The sequence below is a fragment of the Streptomyces sp. NPDC057249 genome (genome assembly GCF_042669245.1).
Taxonomy (GTDB): Bacteria; Actinomycetota; Actinomycetes; order Streptomycetales; family Streptomycetaceae; genus Streptomyces.
The window spans coordinates 260,856-273,525 of sequence record NZ_JBHUXS010000003.1 but is presented as its reverse complement, the minus strand read 5'-3'; the positions used below and the strand labels follow the sequence as shown (position 1 = coordinate 273,525).

The window sequence follows — 12,670 nt, the reverse complement described above, 5'->3', positions numbered from 1 at the left end:
GCCGTACGGCGGGCGGGGACCGGTCGGGTCCCGCGCCGGGCGTACGGCCCCGGGGCCGAGGCGAGGGGTGTCAGCCTCGCGCCTCGCGGTCTTCGGGTCCGCCGTCCTTCTCCAGGGTCTTGGCGGGCTTCGCGTCCGCCGTGCCGAGGCTCTTGGCGGGCTTCGCGGCCTCCTTGCGGGCCTGCGGGACGGCGGCCACCGACCGGGAGTCCTCCGGGTAGTGGCAGGCCGTCAGGTGGCCCTCACGGCTGCCGGAGACCCGTACCAGCGGGGGCGTCTCGCTCGCGCACTTGTCCGTCGCCTTCCAGCAGCGGGTGCGAAAGCGGCAGCCGGACGGCGGATCGACGGGGGACGGGACGTCGCCGGTGAGCCGGATGCGCTCACGGGCGGGCGTGTCGTCCGCGGTGGCCTCGGGCACGGCGGAGAGCAGCGCCCGCGTGTAGGGGTGGCGCGGATTGCCGTACAGGTCCTCGCGGTCCGCGATCTCCACGATCCGGCCGAGGTACATCACGGCCACGCGCTGCGAGAAGTGCCGCACGACGGCCAGGTCGTGGGCGATGAACAGGAAGGCGATCCCCAGCTCCTTCTGGAGCTTCTGCAGCAGGTTGACCACCTGCGCCTGGATCGACACGTCGAGCGCCGACACCGGCTCGTCCGCCACGATCAGCTTCGGCTCCAGGGCCAGTGCGCGGGCCACCCCGATGCGCTGGCGCTGACCGCCGGAGAACTCGTGCGGAAAGCGGTTGTAGTGCTCCGGGTTGAGCCCGACCGTCTCCAGCAGCTCCCGCACCCGCGCCTCGCGCCCACCGGGCGGCTCGATGCCGTTGACCTCCATCGGCGCCGACACGATCTTGCCGACCGTCTGGCGCGGGTTCAGCGAGGCGTACGGGTCCTGGAAGATCATCTGGATCTCGGAGCGGACCGGCGCCAGCTGCTTGCGGCCGGCGTGCGTGATGTCCTGCCCGCGGTAGGTGATCCGGCCCGCGGTCGGCTCCAGCAGCCGGGTGATCAGCCGGCCCGTGGTCGACTTGCCGCAGCCGGACTCGCCGACCAGGCCCAGGCTCTCGCCCTCGGCGACGGTGAAGTCCAGTCCGTCCACGGCCTGGACGGCCCCCACGGTCCGCCGGATCGGGAAGCCGCCCTTGATCGGGAAGTGCTTGGTGAGTCCGGAGACGTCCAGGAGGGGATCGGTGCTGCTCATGGTGGGAAAGTCCCGTCTCTTGTACGTCAGTTGGCCCGGGTGCCGGCGAAGTCGCTGAAGAACTCCGCGCGCTGCTCCGGGGTCAGGTGGCAGGCCGCCCCGCGCCCGGACACCAGGTCCAGCGGAGGCTGCTGGGCCGAGCAGCGGTCGCCGCCGACCTGCTCGGTGAACGAGCACCGGGGGTGGAAGCGGCAGCCGGTCGGCGGGTTGAGGAGGCTCGGCGGGGTACCGGGGATCGGCGACAGCGGCACGTCCACCGGGCCTTCGAGGGTGGGCATCGAGCCCAGCAGACCCCAGGTGTACGGGTGCTGGGGCGTGCGCAGCACCTCCTTCTTCGTACCCCGCTCCACACAGCGCCCGCCGTACATCACGAGGACGTCGTCCGCGATGTCGGCGATGACCCCGAGGTCGTGCGTGATGAAGATGATCGAGGTGCCGAACTCCTGCTGGAGGTCCTTGAGCAGGTCCATGATCTGGGCCTGCACGGTGACGTCGAGCGCGGTCGTCGGCTCGTCCGCGATCAGCAGCGAGGGGTTGCAGACCAGCGACATGGCGATCATCGCGCGCTGGCGCATACCGCCGGAGAACTGGTGCGGGTAGTCGTCCACGCGCAGGTTCGGCTGCGGGATGCCCACCTTGGTGAGCATCTCGACGGCCCGCGCCCGGGCCTCCTGCTTGGAGGCGCCGGTGTGCTTGCGGAACGTCTCGCCGATCTGCTTGCCGACGGTGTGGTACGGCGACAGCGAGGCCAGGGCGTCCTGGAAGACCATGGCCATCTTGTTGCCGCGCAGCCGCTCCAGCTCCCGCTCGGAGGCGGCCAGCAGGTCCTGCCCGTCGAGCAGGATCTCGCCCTCGATCGTGGTGTGGTCGGGGTGGTGCAGCCCGAGGATGGCCAGGTTGGTGACGGACTTGCCGGAGCCGGACTCGCCGACGATGCCGAGGGTCCGGCCGCGCTCCAGGTCGAACGAGAGCCCGTCGACGGCCTTGACCATGCCGTCTTCGCTGGAGAAGTGCACGCGCAGATCGCGTACGGAGAGGAAGGGGGTGCTCATGGGGTCTCTCCCTAGGCGAGGCGGACGCGTGGGTCGATGAGGGCGTAGACGGCGTCGACGATGATGTTGAAGAGGACGATCGCCGCCGCCGCGACCAGGACGACCCCTAGGATCATCGGGAGGTCGTTGTCGTAGACCGCCTTGATCGACAGGGCGCCGATGCCGTGCAGACCGAAGGTCTTCTCGGTGATGATCGCGCCGCCGAGCAGCAGGCCGAGGTCGAGTCCGAAGATGGTGACGATCGGGCCCATCGCGCCGCGCCAGGCGAACCGGAAGAACACGGTGCGCCGGGACAGGCCCTTGGCGCGGGCGGTGCGGACGTAGTCCTCGCTCATCGTCTCCACGAGCTGGGAGCGGGTCATACGCGTGTAGTTGGCGGTGAAGATCAGCGCCAGCACCAGCCACGGCAGCAGCAGTCCGGAGAACCAGCCGGCCGGGTCCTGGGTGAACGGGACGTCCTTCGGGCGGCTGAGGATGTGCCACTGGTCGCTGAGGTAGTACATGGCGACCACGCCGACGATGTAGATCTGCATCGAGGAGCCGATCAGGGACGCCGAGGAGGCGACCTTGTCCAGCGTCTTGCCCTGCTTCACGGCGGCCAGCATGCCGGTGCCCACACCGAAGAGCACGAAGACGACCGCGCTGCCGACGGAGAGGGAGAGCGTCGTCGGGAGACGGTCCAGGATGGTGGCGAGGACCGGCTCGCGGTTGCGGAACGAGTAGCCGAGGCACGGCGCGGGGCAGTGGCCGAACGAGCTGTAGTCGCGGCCGACGAACACGCCCTCCAGCCAGTGCCAGTACTGCACGGGCAGCGGGTCGGCGATGCCGAGGTTCTGCTTGACCAGCGCCAGCGTCTCCGGCGTGCAGATCTTGCCGCAGGCCGCACGGGCGGGGTCGCGGGGCGCGACGTAGAAGAGGACGAAGGTGATGGCACTGATGATCAGCAGGATGACCAGTGCGCCGATTGCCCGGCGGATGAGGAAGCGGAACATGGCGATGGATTTCCCTGGCAGACGCCGACGAGGGGGAGGGGAGCGGGCGGGGCGCCGCGTGGGCGCCCCGCCTCAGGGGGTGTCGGCTAGGCCTTCACGAACAGCTTGTAGAACACGGCCGAGGACCACAGCGGGTGGAACATGGCGCCGCCGACCTTGGAGCCGTACAGGTAGAAGCGGCGCTGGAACGTCTCGGGGATGATCGGCGCCTCCTCCGTCATGATCCGCTTGTCGAGCGCGGCCCACGCCTTGCCGGCCTCGACCGGGTCGGCGATGGTGACGTTCTTCTTGATGGCCTCGTTGACCCAGTCGACGTTCAGCTGCGAGATGTTGTTCGCGCCGTCCGCGATGGTGCCGCCGTCGAACAGCGGCTGCATCAGCGTGTAGCCGGTCGGCCAGTCCGGGGACCAGCCGAACCACATCACGTCGAACTTGTTGTCGATCTTCTGGATGCCGTCGTAGTAGCTGGTGGACTCCATCGGCTTGAGAACGACCTCGAAGCCGGCCGCCTTGAGGGCGTTCTCGATGACGACCTTGGTCTTGTCGTAGGTGTTGCTCTGCGGGAAGGCGTAGACGATCTTCTGACCTTCCTTGCCCGCCTCCTTCAGCAGCGCCTTCGCCTTCTCCGGGTCGCCCTGCGGCTTCTTCAGCTTGCCGTAGACGTCGTCCTTGGCGTAGCCCATGATGTCGGGGCTCAGGATGGACGTGGCGTAGTCACCGGCCGACGGACCACCGTAGATCTTGCGGATCTGCTCCAGCGGCCAGGCGTGGATCAGGGCCTGGCGCACCTTCACGTCGGTGATGCGCTTGGTGTTGATCGCGTAGTAGTAGATGCCGGTGAGCAGACCGTTGAAGGTGCGCTTCTTCAGCTCGGCGTCCGTGAGGACCTTCTGGATGCGCTCGGCCGGGACGCCGCTGTACGCCATGACGGCGTACTGGTCGTCGCCGGAGTCGGCGATCAGGCGGTCGGTGGCCTGGAGGGATTCGGGGCCGAACTCGTAGACGAACTGGTCCGGGTACGCGGTGCGGATCGCGTCGGTGTTCGGGTCCCAGTGCTCGTTGCGGACCAGGGTCATCGACTTGTCGACGGAGTGCGACTTGATGCGGTACGGGCCGGCCGAGACCGGGTCCTTGTCGTACTTCTCCTTGCTGTCGCCCTTGACCGGGACGGCGCCGTAGGAGCTCATCGCCAGGGTGAAGTTGAAGTCCGGGCGAGCCTCGACGAGCTTGAAGGTGATGGTCTTCGCGGCCTTGTCGGTCACGACCGAGTCGAGGTGCTTGCCGCCGTACGGGCCCTTGTACTTCCCGCGGAAGTCGGTGGTGCCGGTGAGCGCCTGCTGGGCGTAGCCGGCGCCCTCGGTGGTGAAGCTGGCGAAGCCGCGCTCGATGCCGTGGCGCACGTCCTCGACGGTCAGCTCCTTGCCGTCCTCCCACTTGAGGCCGTCCTTGAGCGTGAACTCCCAGGTCTTGCCGCCGTCCTTGGTGGTGCCGGCGTCGGTGGCGAGGTCGCCCACGAGCTTCATCGAGCCGTCGGCGGCGATCTTGTAGCCGGTCAGGCAGCGGATGAAGAGGTCACCGACCGCGGAGTTCCACGAGAAGTAGATGCGCTGCGGGTCCAGGTGCGAGAAGTCGTCGGGGGCGATGCCGCGGATCGTCCCGCCCTTCTTGGCGCCGGGGACCTCGGGGGCGGGGCCGGTGGAGTCCTCCTTGGTGCCGACGACCACCGAGCCGGTGTACTTGTCGGTGCCGCCGTGGCCCTTGCTCTTGCTGCCGTCCTTGCCGGTGCTGGAGCTGCCGCTGCTGCAGGCGGTGAGCACCATCGAGCCGCCGGCCGCGACCGACGTGGCGATGACGAAGTTTCTGCGGGAGAGAGACATGGCTTCCTGCTCTGGTCGAGTGGAGAAACGGTGGATCCGGGTGGGCCCCGTCGCCCGTCCGGAGTACGGCGGATTCAGCGCTTGGTCTTGGGGTCCAGTGCGTCGCGCACGGAGTCGCCGAGGAGGTTGAAGGCGATCACGAAGATCACCATCGACGCGCCGGGGAAGAGCATGAACGTGATGTCGCTCTGGTAGACGTCCGAGCCGCGCTGGATCATCACGCCCCAGTCCGGGGTCGGAGACGTCAGCCCGACGCCGAGGAAGGCGAGACCCGCCTCCGCCGTCACGTACGCGGGCAGCGCGAGCGTGGCCTGGATCAGGATGGGTGTCCAGAGGTTGGGCAGCAGTTCCTTGAAGATGATCCGTGCCGGGGAGGCGCCGGTGACCTTGGCGGCCTCCACGAATTCGCGCTCGCGCAGGGCCAGCACCTCACCGCGCAGCAGACGGGCGATGGACGCCCAGCCGAAGGCGGTCATGACCGAGATGAGGGTGACCACGGTCAGCCAGACCGGGGTGTTCTCCTCCGGGTCGACCAGGATCGAGAGCAGTACGGGCCAGAAGGCGATGAAGAAGAGTGTGGACGGGAAGGCCAGCAGGATGTCGATGACCCGGCCGACCAGGTAGTCCGTCTTGCCTCCGAGATAGCCCGCGGTGATGCCGATCGCGATGCCGATCACCGTGACGAGGAGCGTGGTGGCGGCGGCGATGAGCAGGGAGTTGCGGATGCCGTAGAGCAGGAAGGTGAAGACGTCCCGGCCGAGACCGGGCTCGATGCCGAACCAGAAGTCACTGCTGATCCCGCCGTTGGGGAGGACCGGGGAACCGAAGTCGTCCAGCAGACTGGTGTCGTTCTGCCCGTACGTGGTGTACGGGTCCTTTCCGTACAGCTTCGCGATCAGCGGGGCGGCAATGGCCACCACGAAGAAGAAAATGACCACATAGGCGGAAATCATGCCGGTGCGGTCCCGCTTGAATCGGCGCCAGGCGAGTTTTCCGGGCGACCGGCCGTCACCTCCCTTGCGTGCGTCGGTCTCCGGCGGGACGGCCGCCGTCATGTCCGCCGCCTCAAGGGGGGCTGCTGCGTTCGAGGTTGGAATCGTCATGGTGCTCCTGGCCCGGAGGGTCGAAGGACTCCGCAGGGCACACCCACGGGCTACCCGGACTTTTTCAACGCAATTCACGCAGGGTCAATGAATGTCGAGCCGCCTTGGTCCGCTCTTTGGCACTTTGACCCGTTCATGACCATCGCATGGCGAGTCTTTTACCTTGCGTTTGCCTGATCCAGGGCATATTGACCTGCAATTCAATTCAATCCGGGCATTGAGTCCGATATCCGGGCGGCATTGTCTCGGAATTCGTACATCCGGATGTGGTGCTATGCGGCCGATGCCGGTTCGTTGCCCCGTCGTTATCGCTTCGCCGCTCGTCAGAGGGGGTGGGAGGCCCTGTCGCGGTGTCGCGCACGCGTCCGGAATCCGGTGTCCGGGGGTGTGTGCGAGCGGCCGGGCGGCGACCGGCCTGCCCGAATGGGGGGAGTAGATATGCGTACGCCCCGTTCCGAGGTGATATTTGACCTCACGTAAGCCGGAGCAGAACGAGGAGGCACTCCATGCGCGGAGCCACACACGTCAAGTGGGCCGCATGCGCGGCGGCCGTCGCCCTGGCGGCGACGGCCTGCGGCGGGGGCGACAGCGGTGGCGGTGGCGGTGGCGCCGACGGGATCGTCAGCTCGTCCTGGGGTGACCCGCAGAACCCGTTGGAGCCGGCCAACACCAACGAGGTGCAGGGCGGCAAGGTCCTCGACATGATCTTCCGGGGTCTGAAGCGGTACGACCCGAAGACCGGCGAGGCGCTGAACATGCTCGCCGAGAAGATCGAGACCAAGGACAACCAGAACTTCACCGTGACGGTGAAGGACGGCTGGACCTTCAGCAACGGTGAGAAGATCACCGCCAAGTCCTTCGTGGACGCCTGGAACTACGGCGCCCTGCTCAAGAACAACCAGAAGAACGCCTACTTCTTCGGTTACATCGACGGCTACGAGGACGTCCACCCGGAGTCCGGCAAGGCCAGTGCCACCAAGCTCTCCGGCCTCAAGATCGTCAACGACATGACCTTCACGGTCAAGCTGTCGCAGAAGTTCTCGCTGTGGCCCGACACCCTCGGCTACCCGGCCTTCGCCCCGCTGCCCAAGGCCTTCTTCAGCGACCACGCCGGCTGGCTCTCCAAGCCGGTCGGCAACGGTCCGTACACCATCGAGAAGTACACCAAGGGCTCCTCGATGAGCCTGCGCAAGTGGGACGACTACCCCGGGGACGACAAGGCGCAGAACGGCGGCATCGACCTCAAGGTCTACACCGACAACAACACCGCCTACACCGACCTGACCGCGGGCAACCTCGACCTCGTCGACGACGTGCCCGCCTCGCAGCTCAAGAACGTCAAATCGGACCTTGGCGACCGCTACATCAACACCCCGGCCGGCATCATCCAGACCCTCGCCTTCCCGTTCTACGACAAGCAGTGGGATACCCCCGGCGCGGCCAAGGTCCGCCAGGGCCTGTCGATGGCGATCAACCGGGAGCAGATCACCAACCAGATCTTCCAGAAGACCCGCACCCCCGCATCCGACTGGACCTCACCGGTCCTCGGTGAGGACGGCGGCTTCAAGAAGGGGCTCTGCGGCAAGGAGTGCACGTACAACGCCGCCGAGGCCAAGAAGCTGATCCAGGAAGGCGGCGGCATCCCCGGCGGCCAGCTCAAGATCGCGTACAACGGGGACACCGGCTCGCACAAGGAGTGGGTCGACGCCGTCTGCAACAGCATCAACAAGGTCATGGGCAACAACCGGGCCTGCGTCGGCGCCCCCATCGGCACCTTCGCCGACTTCCGCAGCCAGGTCTCCCAGCAGAAGCTGCACGGCCCCTGGCGCGCCGGCTGGCAGATGGACTACCCGCTCATCCAGAACTTCCTGCAGCCCGTGTACTACACCAACGCCTCGTCCAACGACGGCAAGTGGAGCAACAAGCAGTTCGACGACCTCGTGGACAAGGCCAACGCCGAGTCCGACAAGGCCAAGGCCGTCTCCCTCTTCCAGGACGCCGAGAAGGTCATGGTCGAGCAGATGCCCGTCATCCCGCTCTGGTACCAGAACGGCAGCGCCGGCTACTCGGAGAACGTCACCAACGTCTCGCTGAACCAGTTCAGCGTCCCGGTGTACGAGCAGATCAAGGTCAAGTAAGGGACGAAGCCGGGTGACCCGTGCGGTGACGCACCGGCCGCCCGGCTTCCCCGTCCCCCGACTCCTCAGCCTCCGTCCCCGCGACCCCCGGAGCCCTTCATGGGACGTTATGTGATCCGGCGGCTGCTGCAGATGATCCCGGTCTTCTTCGGCACCACGCTGTTGATCTTCCTGATGGTGAACGTGATGGGCGACCCCATCGCCGGTCTCTGCGGCGACCGCCAGTGCGACCCGGCGACCGCCGCCCAACTCCGCGCGGAATTCGGCCTCGACAAGCCGGTGTGGCAGCAATACCTCACCTACATGGGCAACGTCTTCACCGGCGACTTCGGCACCGCGTTCAACGGGCAGGAGGTCACCGAGCTGATGGGCACCGCCTTCCCCATCACCATCCGCCTCACCCTCGTCGCGATCGTCTTCGAGATCGTCATCGGCATCAGCCTCGGCGTCGTCACCGGGCTGCGCCGCGGCCGGCCGGTCGACACCACCGTCCTCATCCTGACGCTGATCGTGATCTCCGTCCCGACCTTCGTCACCGGTCTGCTGCTCCAGCTGCTCCTGGGCGTCGAGTGGGACGTCATCAAGCCGTCCGTCTCGCCCGAGGCCCCGCTCAACGAGCTGATCATCCCGGGCCTGGTGGTCGCCTCCGTCTCGCTGGCGTACGTCACCCGGCTCACCCGGACCTCGATCGCCGAGAACACCCGCGCCGACTACGTCCGCACCGCGACCGCCAAGGGGCTCCCCCGGCGCCGCGTGGTCATCCGGCACCTGCTGCGCAACTCGCTGATCCCCGTCGTCACCTTCATCGGTACGGACGTGGGCGCCCTGATGGGCGGGGCGATCGTCACCGAGCGGATCTTCAACATCCACGGCGTCGGCTACCAGCTCTACCAGGGCATCCTCCGCCAGAACTCGCAGACCGTCGTCGGCTTCGTCACCGTCCTGGTGCTCGTCTTCCTGGCGGCCAACCTGATCGTCGACCTCCTGTACGCCGTACTCGACCCGAGGATCCGCTATGCCTGAGCAGACACCGGACGAGGCGATCTCGGCCGCCGGAGCCGGCGGGCCCACGGACCTCGCGCTCGCGGAGGGCGACAGCCTGGAGAAGACCCCCGGCGGACCCGGGGGGACCGGCCCCGACACCAAACCGCAGAGCCTGTGGTCCGACGCCTGGCGCGACCTGCGCCGCAACCCGGTCTTCATCATCTCCGCGCTGATCATCCTGTTCCTGGTGGTCATCTCGATCTGGCCGCAGCTCATCGCGTCCGGCGACCCGCTCGACTGCGACCTCGGCAAGGCCCAGGAGGGCTCCCAGCCCGGCCACCCCTTCGGCTTCGACGGACAGGGCTGCGACGTCTACACCCGGGTCGTGTACGGCGCCCGCAACTCCGTCACCGTCGGCATCTGCTCCACCCTCGGGGTCGCCCTGATCGGTAGTGTCCTCGGCGGCCTCGCGGGGTTCTTCGGCGGCTGGTGGGACGCGATCCTGTCCCGGCTCACCGACATCTTCTTCGGTATCCCCGTGGTCCTCGGCGGCCTGGTCTTCCTCTCCGTGGTGACCAGCTCCACCGTCTGGCCGGTGGTCGGCTTCATCGTCCTGCTCGGCTGGCCGCAGATCGCCCGCATCGCCCGCGGCTCCGTCATCACCGCCAAGCACAACGACTACGTCCAGGCCGCCCGGGCCCTCGGCGCCTCCAACGGCCGGATGATGCTGCGCCACATCGCGCCGAACGCCGTCGCCCCGGTCATCGTCGTCGCGACGATCGCGCTGGGCACGTACATCTCGCTGGAGGCGACCCTGTCGTTCCTCGGCGTCGGCCTGAAGCCGCCCGCCGTCTCCTGGGGCATCGACATCTCGGCCGCGTCCCAGTACATCCGCAACGCCCCGCACATGCTCCTCTGGCCCGCCGGCGCGCTGGCGGTCACGGTGCTGGCCTTCATCATGCTCGGCGACGCGGTGCGCGACGCCCTCGACCCCAAGCTGCGCTGAGGAGTCCGCTGCCATGTTGCTCGAAGTGCGCGATCTGCACGTGGAGTTCCACACCCGGGACGGGGTCGTGAAGGCCGTCAACGGGGTCAACTACTCGGTGGCCGAGGGCGAGACGCTGGCGGTGCTCGGCGAATCCGGCTCCGGCAAGTCGGTCACCGCCCAGGCGGTCATGGGCATCCTCGACATGCCCCCGGGGAAGATCCCGCGGGGCGAGATCCTGTTCAAGGGCCGCGACCTGCTGAAGATGAAGAAGGACGAGCGCCGGAAGATCCGCGGCCAGGAGATGGCCATGATCTTCCAGGACGCGCTGTCCTCCCTCAACCCCGTGCTGACCGTCGGCGAGCAGCTCGGCGAGATGTACGTGGTGCACCGCGGGATGTCCCGCAAGGACGCGAAGGCCAAGGCCGTCGAGCTGATGGACCGGGTCCGCATCCCGGCCGCCAAGGAGCGGGTGGGCAACTACCCGCACCAGTTCTCCGGCGGCATGCGCCAGCGCATCATGATCGCCATGGCGCTCGCCCTGGAGCCCTCCCTGATCATCGCCGACGAGCCGACCACCGCCCTCGACGTGACCGTCCAGGCCCAGGTGATGGACCTGCTCGCCGAACTCCAGCGCGAACTGAACATGGGCCTGATCCTCATCACCCACGACCTCGGCGTGGTCGCGGACGTCGCCGACAAGATCGCCGTGATGTACGCGGGCCGGATCGTCGAGACCTCACCCGTGCACGACATCTACAAGGCACCCGCCCACCCGTACACCAAGGGCCTGCTGGCCTCCATCCCGCGCCTGGACCAGAAGGGCCAGGAGCTGTACGCGATCAAGGGGCTGCCGCCCAACCTGCTGCACATCCCGCCCGGCTGCGCCTTCAACCCGCGCTGCCCGATGGCCCAGGACGTCTGCCGCACCGACGTGCCGCCGCTGTACGACGTGGCCGAGCACCGACAGAGCGCCTGCCACTTCTGGAAGGAGACGCTCGATGCACGCTGACCACTCGGGGCGCAAGGAAGCCCGTGAGGAGGGCGAGACGGCGCGCACCCTGCTGTCCGAGTCGCGCCGGGAGAGCGCGTACGCGGGCGGCGAACCGATCCTGGAGGTGCGCGACCTCGTCAAGCACTACCCGCTGACCCAGGGCATCCTCATCAAGAAGCAGGTCGGCGCGGTCAAGGCCGTCGACGGGGTCACCTTCGACCTCGGGGCCGGCGAGACGCTGGGCGTCGTGGGGGAGTCCGGCTGCGGCAAGTCGACGGTCGCCCGGCTGCTCGTGCACCTGGAGAAGCCGACGGCCGGCTCCATCCGGTACAAGGGCGAGGACATCACCAAGCTCTCCGGCCGGGCGCTCAAGGCCGTCCGGCGCAACATCCAGATGGTGTTCCAGGACCCGTACACCTCGCTCAACCCGCGCATGACGGTCGGCGACATCATCGGGGAGCCGTACGAGATCCACCCCGAGGTCGCCCCGAAGGGCAGCCGGCGCCGCAAAGTCCAGGAGCTGCTGGACGTCGTCGGGCTCAACCCGGAGTACATCAACCGCTACCCGCACCAGTTCTCCGGCGGCCAGCGCCAGCGCATCGGCATCGCCCGCGGCCTCGCGCTCAACCCGGAGATCATCGTCGCCGACGAACCGGTCTCCGCGCTCGACGTCTCCGTCCAGGCGCAGGTCGTCAACCTGCTGGACCGGCTCCAGGCCGAGTTCAACCTGAGTTACGTCTTCATCGCGCACGACCTGTCCATCGTGCGCCACATCTCCGACCGGGTCGGCGTAATGTATCTGGGCCGGTTCGTCGAGATCGGCACCGACGCGGAGATCTACGACCACCCCACGCACCCCTACACGCAGGCGCTGCTCTCCGCCGTGCCGGTGCCGGACCCCGCGGCCCGGGAGTTCCGCGAGCGGATCATCCTGCACGGCGACGTGCCCTCGCCCGCCAACCCGCCGTCCGGCTGCCGCTTCCGCACCCGCTGCTGGAAGGCGCAGGAGCGGTGCGAGCTGGAGGTGCCGCTGCTGGCGGTCCCGGCGGCCTTCCTGGACGTGGACAGCCCGGCCCGGCACGCCTCCGCCTGCCACTTCGCGGAGGAGAAGCGGGTGGTCCCGCCGGAGGGCACGCTCGATTCCGTGCCGGGCGAGGGCGGCCAGGAGGAGGCGGCGGAGCGGGCGGCGGAGACGGCGCAGCGGCCCGGGCCGACGGACCGCGACGAGGGCCCGCCCCCGCCCTCCGGGAGCAGCCGGTCCGTCTGACGCGGCGTTAACACGAGGGCAACGTCCCCGATATACGGACGCGGCAGCATGGACGGCGTACGGCCGTGCGGGTGCCG

The 12,670-nt window shown here is 68.1% G+C and carries 10 protein-coding genes; 5 read left to right on the top strand and 5 right to left on the bottom strand.

From position 1 onward, the window contains the following. Positions 1 to 70: 70 nt before the first annotated feature. From ACFUJY_RS07770 to ACFUJY_RS07750, 5 genes are all read right to left on the bottom strand, one after another. Entirely contained in the window at positions 71 to 1,201 is a 1,131-nt protein-coding gene (locus ACFUJY_RS07770; RefSeq protein WP_383296007.1) for an ABC transporter ATP-binding protein, read from the bottom strand. 26 nt (positions 1,202 to 1,227) lie between these two features. Further along, the gene (locus ACFUJY_RS07765) at positions 1,228 to 2,253 is read right to left on the bottom strand and encodes an ABC transporter ATP-binding protein (protein ID WP_383296004.1); all 1,026 of its coding nucleotides are present in this window, start codon (positions 2,251 to 2,253) and stop codon (positions 1,228 to 1,230) included. A gap of 11 nt (positions 2,254 to 2,264) precedes the next feature. Further along, positions 2,265 to 3,245 carry an ABC transporter permease gene (locus tag ACFUJY_RS07760; RefSeq protein ID WP_383296001.1) on the bottom strand — a complete coding sequence of 327 codons (981 nt, stop codon included), beginning with the start codon at positions 3,243 to 3,245 and terminating at the stop codon, positions 2,265 to 2,267. An 86-nt stretch (positions 3,246 to 3,331) separates the two neighbouring features. Next, positions 3,332 to 5,122, bottom strand: a complete 1,791-nt coding sequence (locus ACFUJY_RS07755) for an ABC transporter substrate-binding protein (protein WP_383295998.1) — start codon at positions 5,120 to 5,122, stop codon at positions 3,332 to 3,334. A gap of 74 nt (positions 5,123 to 5,196) precedes the next feature. Beyond that, complete coding sequence (locus ACFUJY_RS07750) at positions 5,197 to 6,225, bottom strand: ABC transporter permease (RefSeq protein WP_383295995.1); 1,029 nt, start codon at positions 6,223 to 6,225, stop codon at positions 5,197 to 5,199. Positions 6,226 to 6,731: 506 nt separating this feature from the next. Between ACFUJY_RS07750 and ACFUJY_RS07745 the strand changes: the two genes are divergently transcribed. From ACFUJY_RS07745 to ACFUJY_RS07725, 5 genes are all read left to right on the top strand, one after another. After that, complete coding sequence (locus ACFUJY_RS07745; RefSeq protein WP_383295992.1) at positions 6,732 to 8,363, top strand: ABC transporter substrate-binding protein; 1,632 nt, start codon at positions 6,732 to 6,734, stop codon at positions 8,361 to 8,363. Between the two features lie 99 nt (positions 8,364 to 8,462). After that, positions 8,463 to 9,386, top strand: coding sequence for an ABC transporter permease (locus tag ACFUJY_RS07740; RefSeq protein ID WP_383295990.1), 924 nt, complete (start codon positions 8,463 to 8,465; stop codon positions 9,384 to 9,386). Further along, positions 9,379 to 10,353 (top strand): ABC transporter permease, encoded by a 975-nt coding sequence (locus ACFUJY_RS07735; RefSeq protein WP_383295987.1) that lies wholly within the window; start codon positions 9,379 to 9,381, stop codon positions 10,351 to 10,353. Before ACFUJY_RS07740 ends, ACFUJY_RS07735 begins: the two co-directional genes overlap by 8 nt. A gap of 13 nt (positions 10,354 to 10,366) precedes the next feature. Next, a complete protein-coding gene (locus ACFUJY_RS07730; RefSeq protein ID WP_383295984.1) occupies positions 10,367 to 11,344 on the top strand; it encodes an ABC transporter ATP-binding protein in 978 nt (325 codons plus the stop codon). Further along, positions 11,334 to 12,593 (top strand): ABC transporter ATP-binding protein, encoded by a 1,260-nt coding sequence (locus ACFUJY_RS07725; RefSeq protein WP_383295981.1) that lies wholly within the window; start codon positions 11,334 to 11,336, stop codon positions 12,591 to 12,593. The genes ACFUJY_RS07730 and ACFUJY_RS07725 overlap by 11 nt, the downstream gene beginning before the upstream one ends. Positions 12,594 to 12,670 lie beyond the last annotated feature (77 nt).